The following is a 20,280-nucleotide window of genomic DNA, read 5'->3' on the forward strand; positions in this document are numbered from 1 at the left end:
ATGTGTCAACTTATTTCAGGACGACTCAGAAAGCAGAAAGCAGAAAGCAGAAAGCAGAAAGCAGAAAGCTATTGAAGCGGATGGTCAGTTTAATCCTGTCCCAAGACAAAATCCGCTCTGATCATCCGCTTCAATAGCTTTCTGCTTTCTGCTTTCTGCACCATTATTACTGAATAACAAGCGGGATAGCCTTTTCTTTTTCCGTGCTCCGGATGTAATACACTCCTTTAGGCTGTGTGCCCAGGTCCAGTGCCAGCTCTTTATCTTTCATTACTTCCGTATGCACTAATGCACCATTACTGCTGAATATTTGTATCAGTAAAGGCGTAGCAGGTGCTTTGGCGAGCTGCAGGTGTACATCGCCGGCAGATGGATTAGGGAAGACGTTCATTTTAGTACCCACCGGATCTGCGGGATGTGCAGCGGGGATCTGTAGTGTATCTCTTTGTATTGCCGTATCAGCCTGGGCTTTACCGCTGAAAATCAATACACTCATCAAAAACAGGTGTAAATGTTTAATCATAAGGATAGGTTTTTTATTTTGAGGATATAGTATAAAATTACGCATTTTTTCTCTCATTTAAATTATTTAACATATTTCTTATCTCTTTTAGCCACTTTCCGGCTTCGTCAATTTCCCGTATGTTTGCAGTTGGATTAATTGCACCGTGATATCTCAAAACTCCATACAACAGATCCTCAGTCGCATCGACATTGTGGAAATAGTGGGTTCCTTCGTAAAGTTGAAAAAGAGAGGCGCCAACTACCTGGGTTTGTGTCCGTTTCACAACGAGAAATCCCCTTCTTTCACGGTATCTCCCGGCAAAGAGATTTATAAATGCTTTGGTTGCGGCGCCAGCGGCAATACCATCAGCTTCATCATGGAGCATGAGAAGTACTCTTATGTAGAAGCATTACGTTGGCTGGCCCAGCGTTACCAGGTAGAACTGGAAGAAACGGAAGTAAGTCCGGAGCTGAAGCAGCATCAGCTCATGGCGGATAGTTTGTTTATCATCAACAACTACGCCCGTGAATATTTTACTGATACACTTTTCAATAAGGAAGAAGGACAGAATGTAGGTCTCAGTTACTTTGAAGAACGTGGATTTACGGAAGAAACGATCAAAAAGTTCCAGCTGGGCTACTGTCTGAATACCTTCGACTCTTTCGCAAAATCTGCGCTGGATAAAGGCTACAGCCTGGAATACCTGCAAAAAACGGGGCTTGTTACTATTCGTAATGATCAGCCGGCAGATAACTACCGTGGCCGTGTTATTTTCCCGATTCATAATCAGTCCGGGAAGATCCTGGGTTTTGGTGCACGTATCCTGGTAAAATCAGACCGGGCACCGAAGTATATCAATTCTCCCGAAAACGAAATCTATGTAAAGCACCGGGTCCTGTATGGTACTTACTTTGCCAGGCATTCCATTGATAAACTCAATGAATGTTTACTGGTAGAAGGTTATACCGACGTGATTTCCCTGCATCAGGCAGGTGTGGAAAACGTGGTAGCCTCCAGTGGTACCTCCCTCACACAGGATCAGTTACGGCTGATAAAGAAATATACCAACAACCTCACCATCGTTTATGATGGCGATAGCGCCGGTGTGAAAGCCGCCCTGCGCGGGCTGGACATGGCCATTGAAGAAGGGCTGAATGTGAAGCTGGTACTGCTGCCGGACAAAGAAGATCCTGATAGCTATGTACAGAAAATAGGCGCCGCCGCTTTCCGGGAATTCATCCAGGAAAATAAGCAGGACTTCGTACTGTTTAAACTCCAGCTGAGTATGCAGGAGGCGGGCACCGACAGCAATAAAAAATCACAGCTGGTAAATGAAATTGCCGAAACCATTTCCAAAATTGATAAGGCAGAAGATTTTACCCGGCAACAGGATTATATCCGTCAGTGCAGCCAGTTATTGCATATTGATGAGCAGGGGCTGATACAGCTGGTCAATAAATTTATCCGCGACCGGCTTGTAAAACGGGAACAGGCACATGCACGCAACAATCCTCCACCAGATGATGACGGATTGAGTGAAGAAGCCATTGCCGCCATGGAAGCTGCTGAAACAGGGATTTCGGTAGATTCACTGATCAACGGGCACGAGAAACAGGAAAAGGCGCTGGTAAAAATCCTGTTACGTTTTGGCGACAAACCTTTTAAGGAAGAAGACAACAGTACAGTAGCGGATTATGTGTTCCATTTGCCGTACGACTTTGAAGCACTGGCCGAAAGTGAGCTGGTGAAAAGGATTTTAAGGGAGTATAAGGCTTTGTATGATGCAGGCAATCTCCAGGATAAACGCTGGTTCCTTTATCATGAAGATCAGCAGTTTTCAAAAGCGATTGCGAATATCCTGGAAGACCAGGAAGCGGATCTCAGTATGAAATGGAAGGAGCAGTTTGAAATAGATACTGTTTATGGAGATAATGCTTACCTGCAGGACACCATTTCCACGACCAACTACCTGATACTGCGGAAAATCAAAAAGTTGATTCATGAAAACCAGGAAGAGGCGAAAAGAGCCACTGACATGGATCAGATCATGAATTGCCTGGAAATGCAGAAGCATCTTAACTCACTGGAAAAAGAACTGACCAACAGTATGGGTACTGTTATTTTTAAATAATTACGAATTACAAATTACGAATTACGGATTTGTGGATAGATATTAGCGAGTGTTAATCTTCGCGTTTACGATCTATCTACAAATCCGTAATTCGTAATTTGTAATTCGTAATTTATTTCAGACCCGTTCCCATACCTGGAACGAGAAGGCATATTGATTTTTCTCGTCTGGCTCATGACGCTCATCGCTGACCAGTTCAAACTCTGCCCCATCCAGTTGTGGGAAGAACGCATCGCCTGGTACTACGGCATATACGCGGGTGAGGTAGATACGTTCTATCAGCGGCCATGCCTGTTCAAAAATCTGGGAGCCGCCGGTAATAAACAGCTCATCACCTTCAAACGTTTTAGCTTTAGCAATAGCTTCCTCTACGGAACCTGCTACGTACGCGCCTTCCGGCTGGTAGTTGGTTTGCCGGGTGATCACGATATTAGGCCGGCCGGGAAGGGCTTTCCCGAGGGAGTCGAATGTTTTACGGCCCATTACTATCGGTTTGCCCAAAGTAGTGGACTTGAAATATTTCAGATCTGTTGGCAGGCGCCAGGGAAGCATGTTATTGATGCCAATGACATTATTCTCTGAGGCCGCTACGATAATGGATATACGCATACCAAAAATTATATCGCTACCGGCGCTTTAATAGCAGGATGAAACTGGTAATTGACCAGTTCAAAGTCTTCATAGGTAAAAGAAAAAATGTCCTTTACTTCCGGGTTGATTTTCATCACCGGCAGTGGGAACGGTGTTCTGCTCAATTGCAGGTGGGCCTGTTCCATATGATTACTATAGAGGTGTACATCGCCGAAGGTGTGGATAAAGTCGCCCGCATCAAGATCACATACCTGCGCCATCATCATGGTCAGTAATGCATAGGAGGCGATATTGAAAGGTACGCCCAGGAATACGTCTGCGCTGCGTTGGTACAACTGGCAGCTCAGTTTTCCACGGGTTTCTCCTTTAGCCGGATCTGCCGGGGTGACATAAAACTGGAACAGGCAGTGGCAGGGGCTGAGTGCCATTTCAGACAGTTCACCCACATTCCATGCGTTCACGATAATGCGGCGGGAATCAGGATTGTTTTTAATGGTGTTTACTGCCTCGCTAATCTGGTCAATCACTTTTCCGCTACGGGTTTCCCAGCTACGCCATTGTTTGCCGTATACGGGTCCTAAATCGCCATTTTCGTTGGCCCATTCATCCCAGATACTTACATGATGTTCTTTGAGCCACTTAATGTTGGTATCTCCTTTTAAAAACCACAATAATTCGTATATGATAGATTTAAGGTGCAGCTTTTTAGTAGTGACTACCGGGAATCCTTCCTGTAAATTGAAACGCATCTGGTAGCCAAAGCAGCTGGTAGTACCGGTTCCGGTGCGGTCAGTTTTAACGGCGCCCTCTTTGATAATATGCTGTAATAAAGATAAATACTGATCCATAAGGCCGCAATTTACGAAGTTTTAAAGTCGAAAAATATAACATAATTAAGTCAAACAAAAAAAACCGAAATACCTGTAAAATTTCGTAATCTGCCAGCCGAATATTTTACGTTACGACAAAACTGGCTTAATGAGAAACCCCTACCGGCTGCTGTAGTGAAAAACCCGTGTTAGCCAAGCCTGGTAAGGACAGAATGATAGTGTCTTGTAAACCTGAACAACCAAAATCGGATAATCCATTAATCATGAAAATCTATTTATCGGCTCATATGATCAGATAACCACTTTTTACACATCATCACTTATCTAAACCAAACAAGCTATGCTTCTACCAAAATCCAGCTTGCTGGTACTGCTATGCCTGTGCAGTACCCTGGCACTATTTGCACAACAAAATATTTCAGGAAAAGTAAAGGACGCCGCCAGTGGGAAACCTATACCGGGTGTGACTGTTCGGGTACCTAATACCAATAAGGGTACCATTACAGATGCGGGTGGTACGTACACACTGGCCGTTCCGGCCGGTACCACCAGTTTGCTGGTAAGTTATACGGGATATAAAAGTCAGACCGTAGCACTGAAACCCGGTGAAACGGCATTGAATATTGCCCTGGAAGAAGATTTCGCCCGACTGGAAGAAATTGTGGTCACCGGTTTGGCCACTACAGTAAAGCGAAGAAACCTTGCCAATGCGGTAGCCACTATTTCCGGTAAAGAACTGAATGGTGTAGCACCTGCGCAAACCTTTGACGCGGCACTCAGCGGTAAAGTACCCGGTGCCCTGATTACTGCCAACTCCGGTGCACCTGGTGGTGGTATCTCTGTAAAAATGAGAGGGATTACTTCCGTATTCGGTAACTCACAGCCCCTCTATGTAGTAGATGGTATTTTCTTCAACAACAGCAGTATTCCTGCCGGCCTCAATGATGTTACCGGCGCTGCTACCTCCGGGAATCCCAACAACCAGGATAACCCTTCCAGCCGTATTGCCGATCTCAATCCGGAAGATATTGAAAACATCGAAATCCTGAAAGGCGCTTCTGCTGCTGCTATGTATGGCGCCAAAGCGGCTGCCGGCGTAATTATCATCACCACTAAAAAAGGGAAAAGCGGCAAAACAAAAATCAGTGTGAACCAGGAAGTTGGTTTTACAAAGGTACGACACCTGATGGGTGTCCGCGCCTTCACCGCAGAAACCGCAGCTGACCTCGCAGGAACCGCCACCAATCCTGATCCCAACGTGAAGAAAAAAAGAGAAGAATATGCTGCACAATACACCGCAGCTAAAAATGCAGGCAAGATCTTCGACTATGAAAAGGAAATGTTTGGTCAAACTGGCCTGGTATTAAACTCCGGCATTTCCCTCAGCGGAGGTGGCGATAAAACTACTTTCTATCTCTCCGGTAACAGACGGCAGGAAGATGGTATTGTAAAGAACAGCGGCTACTTCAACAACTCAATCCGGTTAAACGTGGATCATAAAGTCAATGACCGTATATCCATTGGCGTTACTACCAATTATATTGGCTCTTCTGCAGACAGGGGCATCACCAACAACGATAACAACGGCGTTTCCTATGGCGTGGCATTATCGTCTACTCCCGACTTCGTGGATCTGCATCCCAACTCATTAGGGGAATATCCGGACAACCCGTTTGCTCCGTCTAACCCACTGCAAACACGTGACCTGGCCTCCAACAACGAAAAAACCAATCGTTTTGTAGGCGGCGCCAACCTCGATATCCGGTTACAACAAAGTGAACGGTCTACTACCCGCCTTATTGGCCGTGGCGGTATCGACTACTTTAATTTTAAAACTGCCGCGCTGTTTCCCCGCAACCTGCAATTTGAAGCCAACAACCTGCAGGGCCATTCCATACAGGGAAATACCAACAACACCAATACCAACCTGGCCGGCTTCGTAGTAAATACTTTTACGCCTAATAACAACCTCAGTTTAACCAGTACTGCCGGCGCCACACTGGAAACAGGCTTCATGGATTATATCATCACTTCTGCTACCAACCTGGTAAATGGTCAAAGTAACCTGGACGCCAGTGCTAATACTACCACCCACCAGTTCCGGCAGAAATTCCGTGACAACGGCCTCTTTTTACAGGAAGACCTCTCCCTGATAGATGCTATCACTATTAGTGCCGGCGTACGTTTCGACCGCTCTACCAACAACGGCGATTATCTTAAATACTACGTATTCCCTAAAGGCGCCTTGTCCTGGAACTTAAGTAAAATGAGGTTCTGGAACATCAGTACAATAGATAACTTCAAGATACGCGCCGCCTACGGCCAGTCTGGCAACGTACCTCCTTACAGCAGTAAATTCACCGGTATGCTGGGTAGCAATATCGATGGTTTACCCGGTGTATTGGTAGATAACCTGAAAGGTAACCCGGAAATCAAGCCTGAACGGCAGGCAGAATTTGAAACCGGGTTGGATGTGAGTGTACTGAATGGCCGTATCAGCCTGGAAGCTACTTACTATAACAAAAACATTTACGATGTACTGTTGCGTCATGCCCTGCCTGGCGCGTCTGGCTATGCCAACGAGTGGAAAAACAGTGGTGACCTGAAAAACCAGGGGGTAGAACTGGGGCTGACAGTAATCCCGGTAAACAACGCCAACATCCGTTGGAACAGCACCATCAACTTTTGGCTGAACCGCTCTAAAGTAACCAAACTGGTGATTCCGCCTTATTCAATTGGTGCTTTCGGTAACTCACTGGGTACCTTTTACCTGGAGCAGGGAGCGCCGGCTACGCAGATTAAAGGCATTGTGGGCGATGAGCTAAAACTGATCGGTAACTCAGAACCTAAATTCCAGATGAGCTTTTTTAATGAAGTGACCCTGTATAAAAATTTCTCCCTCCGCTTCCTGATCCATTGGAAAAAAGGAGGAGATAATATCAACCTCACCGAACTGCTGACAGATCTGGGCGCTACTTCACCGGACTTCGATGCGCCGATGAAGGGTACCAAAGCAGGGCTGTATCGCCCGGGCGCCGGCGATGCTTCCATTTATGTACAGGATGCTTCGTATGTGCGTATACGTGAGATAGGTTTATATTACAATCTCCCACTAAAAAACACCCAAAATATCAAAGCATTAAGGTTCGGTATATCCGCGAACAATTTCTTCACCTGGACGAAATATATCGGATATGATCCGGAAGTATCAAATTTCGGCAGTAACACGATTACAACTGCGCAAAGTCGCGGTAGTATTGGCTTGTCTACCGGTGTAGACGTGATGTCATTTCCTGCATCCAAACGAGCCAGCTTTCACGTGGGCATAGATTTCTGATCATTTCCTTTCTGCTAAAATCATTATATATGAAAAAGTATATCACACATATTACCGTTGTCATTTTCCTGCTGGTATTGAATGCTTGTCAGAAGGGAGAAATCAACAGTTTGAATACACCTGTTGTAGACGTTATCAGTAAGAATCCAACGAAAAGCGATTTATTTAACCTGGTAACAGGTGCGGAATCCGGTATGCGTAACAGCCTGGCTGTTTACCTGGATGGTGAGGGCATTATAGGCCGGGAAATTTACCGCTTCTCCGGATCAGAACCCCGTTACACGACGGATTTGTTAGGCGGAGGTACCAAGACGCTGGACAACAACACTTTCTATCTCACCAATCCCTGGGTATCGCGGTACCAGGTGGCCCGTCAATGCTTCATTCTGCAAGATGCCATCAAAAACACCAAGCCGGAAATAGCCACGGATGCACAAAAGAAGGCATTTACCGGCTTTGCCAAAACGCTGATCGGGTATCAACTGCTCCTGAATATCAATATGACCAATACTAATGGCGCCCGCATTCCTGTAGCCAATGACGACGTACTGCGGGGCGTTATTACAGATCCTAATGTAGTAATGGATTCCATCCTGAAGTTCCTGGATGCCGGCAAAGCTGACCTTACGGGATCTGAAGTGATCTTTCCTTTGTCTTCCGGCTTTACCGGGTTTAAAAATGCAGCAGGCCTCATTAAATTCAATCGCGCTATCGCTGCCCGGGTACATATTTACCGTAAAAACTGGGCGGAGGCATTAACTGCGTTGAATGAATCTTTCTTTGACCTGAATGGCGACTTTAACATGGGCATTTACCATACGTTTTCCACCAATGGTGGTGACCTGGCCAACACCATGTTTATTGCGCCCAATGGTAATGGAGAAGTAAGGGTTTCTCATCCTTCTTTCGCAACAGATGTACAGGCAGGCGATGACCGCGTAAAGTTAAAAACAGCGTTGCGTACTTCCTCTGCCAGCCAGAGCGGCCTCACCGGCGACCGGGACGTCATCGTCTGGACGTCTCCCAGTTCTCCCATCAGTATTATCCGAAACGAAGAGCTGATACTGATTTATGCAGAAGCCAAAATTCAACTGAACCAACTCCCCGATGCAGAAGTAGCCTTAAACAGGATCCGCACCGGACATCATCTTGGAGCTTATAGCGGAGATAAAACACAGGCAGCATACCTTACTGAACTACTCTACAACAGACGTTATTCCCTGTTTATGGAAGGACACCGGTGGATTGATCTGAGAAGATACAACCTGCTAAACACCTTGCCAATCGACAGGGTGAATGATGATGTGTGGGCAAAATATCCGTTGCCTCAAAGTGAAAGTAACCTGTAGTAGAGCGGAAAGCTGAAAGCAAAAAGCATAAAGCTATTGTAGCGAATGACCGAAGCGATTATTTACGCTTTGATCATTCGCTACAATAGCTTTTTGCTTTCTGCTTTCAGCTTTATAGCCCCCTTCTTCGCATTTCTTTCCTGATCAATGCCAGTTCCCGGCCCATTTGTCCGGCGATAGATGTATTTTCCTGGGCTCTGCGGAGCAGGTAAGGCATTACATCTTTTACGGGACCATAGGGAAGGTATTTGCTGACATTATAGCCGGCGTGTGCCAGGTTGAAGGTAATGTTATCACTCATTCCCAGCAACTGGGAGAAGCTAACATGCGGGTGGTTATGAGGAATCCCTTTTTCATCCAGCATACGGGCAGCCAGCATGCAGCTGTTTTCATTGTGGGTACCAATGAATACGGCCAGCTTATCAAGGTTATCAAGGCAGAATTTCACGGCTGCATCGTAATCTTTGTCTGTAGCGGCTTTGCTGGGTTGAATAGGTGTTGGATAATTATTTTCCGCGGCACGTTTATTTTCTTTTTCCATGTAAGCACCTCTTACCAATTTGGCGCCCAACAGATAGCCTTCCTGCTGTGCTTTTTGCAGGGATGTTTGCAGGAAAGCGTAGCGATCGTGGCAATATAACTGGAAGGTGTTATAAACAACAACTTTGCCTTTATTGAATAAAGACATCATTTCGTTGGTGAGCTGATCAACCGGATCCTGGATCCAGGATTCTTCTGCATCTACGAGCACGGCCACATCATGTTTAGCCGCAGCTTCTGCAATGCCGTATATACGATTGCGTACGCGGGTATATTCTTCCTGCTCTGCCGCAGATAAGGTTTCTTTACGGTGGATTTTTTCCAGCAATTCAAACCTGGCAAAACCGGTAATTTTAATCGCAATAAAAGGAATATCAGGTCTGCTGCCTGCATATTGAATAGCGCGGATAAATTCAGGAACTGCGGCGTCATAGCTATCCTCGCCTTCCATTGCCTCTACCCCGTAGTCCAATGCTACTCCTACGTGATAGTTGCCCAGCTGTAATGCAGTGGTAGCTGCTTCTTCCAGGCTTTCTCCCCCACAGAACTGGGAGAAGATGGTGTTTTTAATAATTCCTTTAATAGGTAAGTGCAGTTTAAATGCGATCGGTGTCATCACTGAACCGAATTTTACCAACCAGGGCTTCCCGATGTTACTAAAGAGAAAGTTGGCTTTTTTCAGTGCTTTGTCGGTCTTTGCCTCAAATGCAATAGCCGTATTATCAAATGATAAAGGTAGCTGCTTTTCCATGGGCCGCAAAGTTAGGGTGCGTCAGGCTTTTAAACAAAAATCATTGTTATATCAGCGCATCTTTTTAACAGCGTTATCAGATATTGTCTATTGCTTCTCATAAATTGTTTAAGCATACAGCTTTACCGCTGTTTATTTTATTACTTTTAGGTCTTTTCTATTACATACAAAATTCCCGGAATATGCTATTTAAAACTGATACTACTGCGTGGCCAAAGACTTTCATCGGATTCATCCTGGGAGGGGTAGTATTGACCGGATGCCAGCCTAAGGCGCCGGAAACCAAAAGTGAGAACCTGCAGGTACCAGGAGTACATTACCAATCGCATAAAGGCGTTACTGGTCAACGAACCGTGGTAAAACTGCCGGACAGCTCTACTGTTATCCTCAACGCCGCTTCCGTATTGGAAGTACCGGACAACTACCTTCAAGGCCACCGTGCGGTGATATTGGACGGGGATGCGTTTTTCGAGGTAACTCCTTCTACCGATACCTTTACCGTTACCAGTGATAAGTTGAAGGCGACCGTATTAGGCACCTCTTTCCGGATGCGTTCTTTTGCCAGTCAGCATGGCGCCACTGTTTACCTGCTTACCGGCAAAATCCGTGTGGGTAAATCTTATCATTCTCCTACGGATAACCAACCGGAGATCCTGGAACGTGGACAAATGATTCTTGCCAATAATGAAATAGACCTGATGGAAAAAGAAACCTACCATCCGGAAGAACTGGAAACATGGCTATCCGATACCTTACATATTCAAAACGCTACCCCCATGGCACTAAGCCGGACACTGGAAGAGTGGTTTGGTGTGGAAATAGAAATGAAAGGAGATGCCTCCAAAGCACCTGTTATTGCAGACGAACGTTTTTATCATGCTACACTTGAGGAAGTGTTGCGTCGTTTGGGAGAACAACAAGGTTTCAAATATAAAATTACAGATAATAAAGCAGTGATTACATTTTAGAAAATTACGAATTACGCATTTGTGGGGAGATGGTAAACGCGAATATCACTCGCTATCATCTACCCACAAATCCGTAATTCGTAATCCGTAATTCGTAATTTCACTTACATCGCCGCACCTACCCTTTGCAGTAATTCTTTTGTTTTCCTGATACCATCTTCTTCTGATAGTTTCTCGCCTTCATACTCCACTCCTATAAACCCTGTAAAACCAGCATCTTTCACGATTTTCAGGATACGGGGATAGTCGATCGTAGTTTCGTTACCGTTAGTATCGAAATCATAGCTTTTAGCACTAACACCTTTGGCAAAAGGCATGAGTTCTGTTACGCCCTGGTAGCGATCGTATTCTTCGAGGCAGGTGGTTTTAGCCCAGGCTTCGGGCGTATCATTTTCAGGTTTGCTTCTTTTGATACAGAAGTTGCCCAGGTCCGGCAGGGTACCGCAGTTAGGCATGTTTACGGTTTTCATGATGCCACTCAGCCATTTACCGTTAGACGACATGCCGCCGTGGTTTTCCACGATGACGCCAATACCGTGTTCCTTACCGAAGGCCGCAAGTTTGGTTAAAGATTCGGCGGCAGCTTTGGCTACATTTTCCGGTGTACCTTCACCGGCAGCATTCACACGGATAGAGTGGCAGCCCAGGAAAGCAGCGGCTTCTACCCATTTATAATGGTTCTCTACGGCCTGTAAACGTTTCTTTACATCCTGGTCCCCCATTTCCCCTTCACCATCGCACATGATTAATACACTGCGTACACCGAGATCATCGGCGCGTTTTTTCATTTCAGCCAGGTAAGTTTTGTCTTTTGCTTTGTCTTTGAAAAACTGGTTCACATACTCGATGCCGTGGATATCAAATTCATTTTTAGCGCGGGAAGCAAAGTCCAGGTGATTCATTTTACCGGCAAACAAAGCTTTGTGGAAAGACCATTCTGCCAATGATATCTTAAAGAAAAGATCTTTGGCAGCGGCTTCGCCGGCTTTAGGAGCGGCGGTGCTGTCTTTCGTTTCTTCGTTGGTAGATTTACCATTATTACATGCTGCCAGTACAGCGGGTAACATACCGATTCCCATCGTGTATATTCCCATTTGACGCAGGAACTCCCTGCGATTGTTTACATTACTCATATCCGTGGGTTTTAAAATTGGTCTTCCTAAAATATTCTTTTACAGGGGGGAAAGCAAGTTTAGGACCATAAAATTTCAGGTTGTCCTATTCAACAGGAATGCGGGGCAGCAATCCGTATGGGGCTGCAGCTGCGGCCGCGGCGGCTTGTAATGCACTATTGTAGGCTGTTGGTACGCCGGTGTGCTGCGCAAAAAGCTGCTGATAGTAGCCACTAAATTGCGGATAATATTGTTGTACTGCCTGCAGCACCAGTTGTTTACTATCAGCCTGTTCCTCTCCCCATAAGGTAATAGACGCAGGAAATACATAGCGGGCGCCATGTTCATGAAAAGCGGCGTATAGTCGTGCCAGTTGTTCCGGTGTATCCGTAATAAAAGGCAGCAGTGGCATGAGGCTTACGCCTGTCATTAAACCGGCTGTGGCGCAACGTTGCATGGCTTGCAGGCGGAGCGACGGATCCGGGGCGCCGGGTTCAAATTGCTTTCCAATTACAGGATCAATGGTGCTGAAGGAGAAAGTAATAAAAGCACGATGGCTGTATTTGGCCAAATCAGGGGGCAAAATGGCGTTTTCGTTGAGGCGGTGGAGTAAGTCCAGGTCGCGCAGTACCAGCGGCGATTTGGTAATGATATGTACGGGGAAGCGGTATTCAAGCAGCAGTTCCAGGATTCCCCGGGTGAGTCGTTCTTTTTCTTCTATAGGCAGGTAAGCATCTGTAACGGACGACAATACCACTATCCCCTGTTGTTGCTTTGCCGCCCTGGCAGCCAGTTGCCGGCGAAGCAACGTTAAAGCATCTGCTTTCACCGATAATTTATCGGCCATGTTGATGCCGTACTTGCTGCCGCGGATGTAGCAGTACAAACAGTTGAAGGCACAACCGCTGTACGGGTTAATGGTATAGTCGTCCAGAAACCACGGATCCCTTTTCTTTGTTTTATTCAGCAGTGACGTTACAGTAATATACCTGGGCATAATAAAGCAATGTCACCGAAGGTCCGTATTTTATTTCATCTCTTTGATTTCATCCAGTTCTTTTTGAGCAATTTTCTGGATCTTGGAGGTTTCCTGCAGTGACAGTTGGTAAGCTGCTTCTGCTGCTTCCAGCGCCTCCGGCTTATTACCCAGCTCCTGGCATATCCTGGCGAGGGTGCCCTGGTTGCCGTATTCTTTAGGATCTATTATCACCGCGCGTTTAGCCAGCTTATAGGCTTGCTGCAGGAAGGCTTTATTGCCACCTGCCAGGTACTGGCAACGTCTGCCAAGGAAGCTCAGGCCGATGTCATCTTTTTTCATCACCCCTTCCAGTGCAATATCTGTTACGCGTATGAAGTTCTTTGCATCCGATGTAGTCAGGTAATATTCTGCCTGCATCATTAACGCTTTCTTTTGCAAAGCCGGATCGCTAGCATTAGACCAGGGAGCCAGGCGTGTAAAAAATGCAGTGCTGTCCTTCTTGCGGATCAATCCATACAGTGCAGTATTGAGTAAGCGTTCCTGCACTTTATTTACTTCAGCAGTATCAAATTTCTTCGTGTATTCGTTTACGTGAGCAGTAAAAAAATTACCCAACTTTTCATTTTCATCCCATGCAAAGGCTTGTATGGTTTGCCATCCCAGTGAGGTCAGCATATCCTTTTCTGTTAACTGAGCAATCAGCAGTCCGCTGATACTGTCCGCTTTGTTGCGGTCTGTTTTCTGTAATGCTTTGGCGTATGACAGTAAATTTTCCTTGCTGCGGTTACCGCTGTTAAAGGCTTTCTCCATGGCGGCCAGGGAGCGTTTTGGATCCAGCGCTTTCTTTCCTTCTTCTATAAATTCCGGTAACTCCATGCGGGAAGTAGCTTTATGTACCAGCTCTCCTTTGCCGTTAATAAACAGGTAAGTAGGAAATACCTGTACACCGTACCGTTTGCGTAACTCCGGCCCCTCTCCTTTCTCCATATCAATTTTATAATTGATAAAAGTGGTGTTGTAGTACCTGGCGGCGGTATCGTTTACGAAAACATTTTTCTCCATCCATTTGCAGGGAGCGCACCAGCTGGTGTAGCAGTCGATGAACACCAATTTACCGGTGCGGGCGCTTTCCTTTAATACGTCTGCAAAGGCATCCTGACGGAAAACAATCCCGGTTTCCGGTTGCTGTGTCTGTGCCTGGATGCTGCCACTGAGCAAAAAGCTCAGCGACAGCATGTTTAATAAGAATAACTTCTTCATATAGCTATTGATTAATATCCCTGGTTCTGTGCCACTACTTTACCGGCAGCCTGAATAGATTTCAGCGGGATAGGCAGGATATAACGCTGCTTACCCATAAACTGTGGTTTCATGGTTTTGATATCAAACTCCCCTTTGCTGGCATATCTTACCATATCAAACCATTCTTCACCACTTTCACCACCCAGTTCATGTAGTTTTTCCAGGCGGATCGCTTTCAACAAGCCGGCGGCATCATCATCCGTGATATCCGGCATCTGGGCGCGTTTACGAATTTTGTTTAATGCGGTCCGGGCATCTTCCAGGGATCCGCCACTTCTTACAATGGCTTCCGCCTGGATCAGGTAAATTTCCGCGAGGCGAAGGAAATATTCGGTATCTGCGTTGGAAGGTGCGCCATCTATGGTTCCGGCCATGAACTTACCATTGCGCACGCGGGTACCACTCACTTTAATCGCCATGGTATCGCGTTTATCTCCCAGCATGATGGCCCGGTATAAGGCAGATGGTTTAAACCAGTTGCTAAATGCATAGCACTTGTTGTTGATATTAGTGCTGGCATCATAAGGCGTCTGGAAAATGGCTTCTTTGGTATTATATATTTTTTTGGAGAAGATGATCTTGAAAGTATCCTCCAGGTTACGCTGTGTGCTCGTAGTCACCTGTTGGGCCATGGCAGCAGCTTCTGCATATCGTTGCTGATAAAGCAGCACTTTCGCTTTCAACGCGCGTGCAGCAATTTTTGATGCATAAAAAGTACTGGAAAATTCATTGGTTTCGAGGATCGCTTCGTCCAGGTCTTTGTTGATCTGATCGTAAACAGCGCGTACGCCGGAGCGTGGGATGGCATCTCCATCTTTTATTGGTGTTGTATGAATTACTAAACCATAAGTAGAAGTAGTATCATAGAACTCTCCAAATAAGCGCAGCAGGTAAAAATAACTCATGGCACGGAGGAACTTTGCTTCGCCGATGATCCTGGTCTTACGTGGGTCGTTACCCGGCAGCACCGCCGTTTTGGTAATAATATGATTGCTCATATTGATCAGCTTATATCCTCCGGCGTACATATATTCCAGCCAGTAATCACTGGTACGTACGTTATTGATGGAATAATCAGCGCCCATCTGCAAAGGCTCCATGGTACCACCCATGAGTGCAGCGGCCGCAGGCATATAATAGTTAAAGGCCAGGGTATTTCCATTCAGGATACCGTAAGTACCATATAAGGTACTCTGTGCTTTTTCTACAGTAGTGATGGCGTTGGCATCTTCCAGCTGGTTTACCGGCGCTACGTCGGTAACATTCACCAGCTTGCAGGAAGCAAATAAAAAGGTAGCGGCTATTGTTGCTAAAATATATTGTTTCATGATTTTTTCGTTTACAGGTTCACGTTAATACCGGCAGTAAAGGAGCGGGTCATTGGATAACCACTGGCATCAATACCTTGTGCAAAATTGTTGGCACCGGCATTGTTTACTTCCGGATCCAGTCCACTATATGGTGTTAGCGTAAACAGGTTACTACCGGTTACGAATACACGGATATGATTGATCCGCACCCGATTCAGCGCTGGTGTATTAAAGACGTAAGCAACCTGCAGATTTTTGAGTTTAAAGAAACCCGCTTTTTCTATAAAGAAATCGGAGTCGCGACTATTATCATTAGGATCGTTGGTCACTAAACGGGGCAGCTTACCATTTTTATTGGACTCCGACCAGGAGTTGGCCAGAATATCCCTGTTATAGTTATAATAATTGGTTTTGAATATCATCATGTCTTTACGGGTCTGGTTATACAGGGAGTTACCAATGCTAAAGTTGAAGAATGCAGTGATTTCCCATTTACCGATGCGTACAATGTTATTCCAGCCACCATAAAAATCAGGCTCTGATTTACCAATAATACCGCGGTCCTCGTCTGTAATGCGACCATCGCCATTCACATCTACAAATTTAAAGTCGCCGGGAGCGGTTTCTTCAGATTGATAATATCCATCCGGCGCAGTTTTGTTGAGGGCATCAATTTCTGCCTGCGATTGGAAAATACCGGCTGTTTTGAAGCCTTCGAAATAGCCCATGCTCTGTCCTTCTCTCAATACGCCATTCAGGTCAAATCCACCATTCAGTTTTTCTACACGGCTACGTATACGCGTGATGTTTACATCGGTGATATAGCTGAAGTTCTTACGGCGGATCACATCACTACCAATCTGGAATTCCCATCCACGGTTAGAAAAGTCACCTACGTTATAGTATTGTTGCTGTGCACCGGTTTCCATGGTAATGCTACGGTACAGGATCATATCGCGGGTATACTTTCTGAAATACCCGATAGTACCTCTTAATTTAGCTTTGAACATGGAGAAATCTACGGCTGCATCCAGCTGGTTGGTAGACTCCCAGCGGATATCCGGGTTCGGTACATCATTTACTATCATCCCGTTTTTACGATTGTAGAAGCTACCGGAAGTAAAGAGGGTAGTATATTGGAAGTCGGCGAAGTTAGCACTACCGGTTTTACCCGTAGACACGCGCAGTTTCAGATCTTCCAGCCAGGTAGCACCTTTCATAAAGCTGGCTTCTGATAAGCGATACGCCAAAGCGGCAGAAGGGAAGAATGCCCAGCGGTGCCCCGGGGAGAACTTGGTAGATTCATCAGCACGACCTGTAAAAGTGAAATAGTATTTACCTGCGAAGTTATAGTTGGTACGCAGGAAGTAAGATTGTAATCCACTGATAGTACCACCACTGGCCCAGGTATTCAGGATACTGGCACCGCCGAGGTGATTCAGGGCCTCATCATCTGAGAAGTTATTGGATTTGATGGTAACAAAATCGCTTTTACTTTGCTGGAATGACGCTCCTGCTACTGCATTAATATTATGCTGGCCAAAGCTTTTCAGGTAACTCAGGGTATTATCAAAAATACGGGCAGTGCTGTTGTTCGTGTAGTCTTCCCTCGATCCGGTACGATTGTTCCGTATTTCGAATACATCAGAGGAAGGGGTATAGTTTAACATATCTCCCTTTATAATATTATAAGAGAGATCAGAACGCCATCTTAATCCTTTCACAATTTCCACTTCTCCAAAGAATGACATCAATACATTCTGACTTCTCTCACGCCTGGTATAATCCAGTTGGGAGATAGGATTAGGCTGTGAGCTATCCGGCGTAGCGCCATATCTGCCGAGGTTATCATATGGCGGTATATCCGGACGGTAGCGGATAATGCTGTAGTAACCCATGCCGCTATTGGTTTCCATCATGGAATAGTTCATGTTGGTACCGAGGCGCAAACGGTCGAACAGGGTTGTTTCCAGGCGGCTTCTCAGGTTATAGCGTTTAAAGCCACTACCTCTGATCACACCTGCCTGATCTGTTACGCTACCAGACACCGAATACAGGGTGCTTCCATTGTTAGAACCACCGTTGATGTTCAGGTAGATGTTGTTGGTCAGCGCTGTGCGAGTCATCTCTTTCGCCCAATCGGTGTTGATACCGGGATACAATACGGAATCTTTAGGGGTTGGTTTGCCTGCATTTCTATATGCAGTTTGTACTGTAGCCAGGTAATCAGCTGCATTCAGCGGATGATAGGTTTTAGCAAATTGATCAGCGGAAGCAGTGTATCCTACAGAGATGTCTGCTTTAGGGCCGGAGCGTCCGCGTTTAGTGGTAATAATTACTACACCGTTAGCCGCGCGGGAACCATAGATCGCTGCAGCAGAAGCATCTTTCAGGATGTCCATGCTTTCAATATCTTCGGGGTTGATGCTGGCCAATGGGGATATTTGTCTGCTTACATCAGCAGCATATTGCTTATTCCCCTGACCACTGCCCACTTCTACGGGCACCCCGTCAATTACATACAATGGTTCGTTGTTACCATAAGCAGAGGTACCACCACGGATACGGATAGCTGCAACCGCGCCAGGGGCGCCGGTAGTTTTTACCGCATTCACGCCGGCAGTGCGGCCTGCCAGTGCAGCATCAAAAGAAGTGGCATTCATTTTCTTCAAATCATCCGTTTTCACAGAGGATACAGAACCGGTAAGGTCTTTTTTGTTAACCTGTCCATACCCTACTACCACGATGCTGCCCAGTGTTTTAGGATCTTCTGACAGCTGAATATCCATGTTTTCACCTGTAATCACCACTTCCCGGGATTGCATGCCCACGGCGGAAAATACCAGGATATTTTTATCGGCAGGTACTTTAATGGTGAAATGTCCATCTTCATTGGTAGCAGCACCACGGGAAGTACCTTTTACCAATACAGAGGCGCCTGGCACCACACTCTTATCTTTTGTGCTGCTAACGGTACCGGAAATGGTACGCATCGCCACATTTTCGGTACCTTCTTTCTTAAAGATCACAATACCATCGTTCATACTCCGGTATTGCAGGTCTGTATTTTTAAGTAACTGATCCAGGATAGCGGTAATTTGCTGATCCTTAAAATCGAATGTGTTAACAGAATACTTCTTCACATCACTTTCATTATAAGAGATGTTGATACCGCTCTTTGTCTGTAACTTCTTCAGGCAGGAAGCAATTGTTTCATAGCTGAAGGAAATAGTAGTTTGTTTTTGCAGGTACGACTGTGCATAGGTACGTAGCTGTGTGATGGAGCATAAAATCACGCAAAGCAGCAAGACTTTCGCCCATTTTTGGTTGATGGTTGGTAAAAACCCATTGTTCATAAATAATCGGTATTTGATATTAAATGGTAAAGTGCTCTATCAGCAAGGCTTACCGCTGATAATTATTTGCTTGTTCCTGATGGTGTATGTAATGTTGTCGATGATCTTCAGCAGGTCCAGTACTTTAGTAACCGGCTCCTGGTCGTTAAAATGAAGGCTGTTGATACATCCTTTCATCTGCCCGTTGGTGAATATGACTTTATAGCCATAGATATTTTCCAGTTTAATGGCCAGTTCTGCGAGGCTTACGTTGGTGAGATAGATATCTCCGTTGCGCCAGCTGTTGGCACGGGCGGCATTGACCTGCTGCGTAGAGAACGCCGCTTTGCTGCTGTTATACACTATTTCTTCGCCGGCACCGAGGATTACATCGCATTGGTGCTGATCCTGTACCTGTATGGTTCCGGAGGCCACGGTCACTTTTTCCTGCAACAATTCCGTGTAGGCAGATACGTTAAAAGAGGTACCTAATACCTTTACTGCCAGGCTTCTTGTTTTTACGATAAAAGGGTGATGGGCATCTTTGGCCACTTCAAAAAACACTTCCCCGTTGCGGACATTAAATTGACGTTGTGCGCCAAAATCGGGGTTATACTGCAGGCTGGAGCCGCTGTTGAGCCACACCACCGAATGGTCCGGCAACTCCATTTTAAGGCGCTTTCCGGCAGGGCAATCCAATGATACCCAGTTAGCTGGTCCTGGTTTTGGAGTTTCCCGGAAATATAATCTCACGCCGGCGAATAGTAGCAACGCGGCGGCCGCCGGCCAGGCGAGGCGTTTCCAGCGTGGCATACGTTTAACAACAGCCGGTGACACCGGCGTTGATAGCGTGTTGATGGTTCCCTCGTATATAGCCGACAGGTGCTGCCAGGATTGTTCTTTCAGCGCCGACTGCTCTGCTGCGGAAGGCATTTCCGCCGGCATGGTGTCCAGGCTTTGATACCATTGCTGCAAAAAAAGTTCTTCTTCTGCGCTGAGACCCTCTTCCAGCTGCTTTTGTAATAAAAAACGGATATACCGGTAATTGAGCATAGTAGTTGGTTGACCCATTAGGTACAGGGAGCTTGGCCGATCGTACCAGTGGAGAAAAAAAATTCTTCAAATTTTTTTTCAGCTTTTAGCCGTTAGCTTTTAGCTTTTAGCAAAATGCAGCGGAGAATATGTTATATGTTTATCTCTGCTGCATTTTGCTAAAAGCTAAAAGCTAACGGCTAAAAGC

The 20,280-nt window shown here is 45.9% G+C and carries 14 protein-coding genes; 4 read left to right on the plus strand and 10 right to left on the minus strand.

Going from position 1 to position 20,280, the window contains the following annotated elements; all coding sequences use genetic code 11:
* Nucleotides 1–166: 166 nt before the first annotated feature.
* Nucleotides 167–523: a T9SS type A sorting domain-containing protein gene (locus J7623_RS31120; protein WP_291929122.1), complete on the minus strand. Its 357-nt coding sequence runs from the start codon at nucleotides 521–523 to the stop codon at nucleotides 167–169.
* Nucleotides 524–668: 145 nt separating this feature from the next.
* Between J7623_RS31120 and dnaG the strand changes: the two genes are divergently transcribed.
* On the plus strand, nucleotides 669–2,636 hold the full coding sequence (gene dnaG / locus J7623_RS31125; protein WP_291929125.1) for a DNA primase: 1,968 nt from the start codon (nucleotides 669–671) through the stop codon (nucleotides 2,634–2,636).
* 117 nt (nucleotides 2,637–2,753) lie between these two features.
* Here the strand turns inward: dnaG and J7623_RS31130 are convergent, their stop codons facing one another.
* Both J7623_RS31130 and J7623_RS31135 read right to left on the minus strand, forming a co-directional pair.
* Nucleotides 2,754–3,245 carry a dihydrofolate reductase gene (locus J7623_RS31130; RefSeq protein WP_291929128.1) on the minus strand — a complete coding sequence of 164 codons (492 nt, stop codon included), beginning with the start codon at nucleotides 3,243–3,245 and terminating at the stop codon, nucleotides 2,754–2,756.
* Between the two features lie 8 nt (nucleotides 3,246–3,253).
* Nucleotides 3,254–4,075 carry a thymidylate synthase gene (locus J7623_RS31135; RefSeq protein WP_291929129.1) on the minus strand — a complete coding sequence of 274 codons (822 nt, stop codon included), beginning with the start codon at nucleotides 4,073–4,075 and terminating at the stop codon, nucleotides 3,254–3,256.
* A gap of 322 nt (nucleotides 4,076–4,397) precedes the next feature.
* On the opposite strand from J7623_RS31135, the gene J7623_RS31140 reads away from it, so the two are divergent.
* Both J7623_RS31140 and J7623_RS31145 read left to right on the plus strand, forming a co-directional pair.
* Nucleotides 4,398–7,394 carry a SusC/RagA family TonB-linked outer membrane protein gene (locus J7623_RS31140; RefSeq protein WP_291929132.1) on the plus strand — a complete coding sequence of 999 codons (2,997 nt, stop codon included), beginning with the start codon at nucleotides 4,398–4,400 and terminating at the stop codon, nucleotides 7,392–7,394.
* A 29-nt stretch (nucleotides 7,395–7,423) separates the two neighbouring features.
* Nucleotides 7,424–8,743, plus strand: a complete 1,320-nt coding sequence (locus tag J7623_RS31145) for a RagB/SusD family nutrient uptake outer membrane protein (RefSeq protein ID WP_291929134.1) — start codon at nucleotides 7,424–7,426, stop codon at nucleotides 8,741–8,743.
* Nucleotides 8,744–8,855: 112 nt separating this feature from the next.
* Here the strand turns inward: J7623_RS31145 and J7623_RS31150 are convergent, their stop codons facing one another.
* Nucleotides 8,856–10,034 carry a proline dehydrogenase family protein gene (locus J7623_RS31150; RefSeq protein ID WP_291929137.1) on the minus strand — a complete coding sequence of 393 codons (1,179 nt, stop codon included), beginning with the start codon at nucleotides 10,032–10,034 and terminating at the stop codon, nucleotides 8,856–8,858.
* A gap of 182 nt (nucleotides 10,035–10,216) precedes the next feature.
* On the opposite strand from J7623_RS31150, the gene J7623_RS31155 reads away from it, so the two are divergent.
* Complete coding sequence (locus J7623_RS31155) at nucleotides 10,217–11,002, plus strand: FecR family protein (RefSeq protein ID WP_291929140.1); 786 nt, start codon at nucleotides 10,217–10,219, stop codon at nucleotides 11,000–11,002.
* Nucleotides 11,003–11,106: 104 nt separating this feature from the next.
* Here J7623_RS31155 and J7623_RS31160 read toward each other — a convergent pair whose 3' ends face one another.
* The 6 genes from J7623_RS31160 to J7623_RS31185 all read right to left on the minus strand — a co-directional run bounded on the left by J7623_RS31160 (nucleotide 11,107) and on the right by J7623_RS31185 (nucleotide 20,093).
* On the minus strand, nucleotides 11,107–12,135 hold the full coding sequence (locus J7623_RS31160) for a sugar phosphate isomerase/epimerase family protein (protein WP_291929143.1): 1,029 nt from the start codon (nucleotides 12,133–12,135) through the stop codon (nucleotides 11,107–11,109).
* A gap of 85 nt (nucleotides 12,136–12,220) precedes the next feature.
* Entirely contained in the window at nucleotides 12,221–13,111 is an 891-nt protein-coding gene (locus J7623_RS31165; protein ID WP_291929146.1) for a radical SAM protein, read from the minus strand.
* Between the two features lie 30 nt (nucleotides 13,112–13,141).
* Nucleotides 13,142–14,353, minus strand: coding sequence for a thioredoxin family protein (locus J7623_RS31170; RefSeq protein WP_291929149.1), 1,212 nt, complete (start codon nucleotides 14,351–14,353; stop codon nucleotides 13,142–13,144).
* Nucleotides 14,354–14,364: 11 nt separating this feature from the next.
* Nucleotides 14,365–15,723, minus strand: coding sequence for a RagB/SusD family nutrient uptake outer membrane protein (locus J7623_RS31175; RefSeq protein ID WP_291929151.1), 1,359 nt, complete (start codon nucleotides 15,721–15,723; stop codon nucleotides 14,365–14,367).
* A gap of 11 nt (nucleotides 15,724–15,734) precedes the next feature.
* Nucleotides 15,735–19,061: a TonB-dependent receptor gene (locus J7623_RS31180; protein ID WP_291929155.1), complete on the minus strand. Its 3,327-nt coding sequence runs from the start codon at nucleotides 19,059–19,061 to the stop codon at nucleotides 15,735–15,737.
* Nucleotides 19,062–19,100: 39 nt separating this feature from the next.
* Nucleotides 19,101–20,093, minus strand: coding sequence for a FecR family protein (locus J7623_RS31185; protein WP_291929158.1), 993 nt, complete (start codon nucleotides 20,091–20,093; stop codon nucleotides 19,101–19,103).
* Between the last annotated feature and the right edge of the window lie 187 nt (nucleotides 20,094–20,280).

The sequence above is a fragment of the Chitinophaga sp. genome, assembly GCF_017745275.1.
Taxonomy (GTDB): domain Bacteria; phylum Bacteroidota; class Bacteroidia; order Chitinophagales; family Chitinophagaceae; genus Chitinophaga.

What these genes read in the sequence shown, in the direction of transcription:
- J7623_RS31145 (WP_291929134.1), top strand. Translation starts at nt 7,424, where the DNA reads ATGAAAAAGTATATCACACATATTACCGTTGTCATTTTCCTGCTGGTA.
- J7623_RS31160 (WP_291929143.1), bottom strand. Translation starts at nt 12,135, where the DNA reads ATGAGTAATGTAAACAATCGCAGGGAGTTCCTGCGTCAAATGGGAATA.
- J7623_RS31135 (WP_291929129.1), bottom strand. Translation starts at nt 4,075, where the DNA reads ATGGATCAGTATTTATCTTTATTACAGCATATTATCAAAGAGGGCGCC.
- J7623_RS31140 (WP_291929132.1), top strand. Translation starts at nt 4,398, where the DNA reads ATGCTTCTACCAAAATCCAGCTTGCTGGTACTGCTATGCCTGTGCAGT.
- J7623_RS31130 (WP_291929128.1), bottom strand. Translation starts at nt 3,245, where the DNA reads ATGCGTATATCCATTATCGTAGCGGCCTCAGAGAATAATGTCATTGGC.
- J7623_RS31165 (WP_291929146.1), bottom strand. Translation starts at nt 13,111, where the DNA reads ATGCCCAGGTATATTACTGTAACGTCACTGCTGAATAAAACAAAGAAA.
- J7623_RS31180 (WP_291929155.1), bottom strand. Translation starts at nt 19,061, where the DNA reads ATGAACAATGGGTTTTTACCAACCATCAACCAAAAATGGGCGAAAGTC.
- J7623_RS31150 (WP_291929137.1), bottom strand. Translation starts at nt 10,034, where the DNA reads ATGGAAAAGCAGCTACCTTTATCATTTGATAATACGGCTATTGCATTT.
- J7623_RS31170 (WP_291929149.1), bottom strand. Translation starts at nt 14,353, where the DNA reads ATGAAGAAGTTATTCTTATTAAACATGCTGTCGCTGAGCTTTTTGCTC.
- J7623_RS31185 (WP_291929158.1), bottom strand. Translation starts at nt 20,093, where the DNA reads ATGCTCAATTACCGGTATATCCGTTTTTTATTACAAAAGCAGCTGGAA.
- J7623_RS31175 (WP_291929151.1), bottom strand. Translation starts at nt 15,723, where the DNA reads ATGAAACAATATATTTTAGCAACAATAGCCGCTACCTTTTTATTTGCT.
- J7623_RS31155 (WP_291929140.1), top strand. Translation starts at nt 10,217, where the DNA reads ATGCTATTTAAAACTGATACTACTGCGTGGCCAAAGACTTTCATCGGA.
- J7623_RS31120 (WP_291929122.1), bottom strand. Translation starts at nt 523, where the DNA reads ATGATTAAACATTTACACCTGTTTTTGATGAGTGTATTGATTTTCAGC.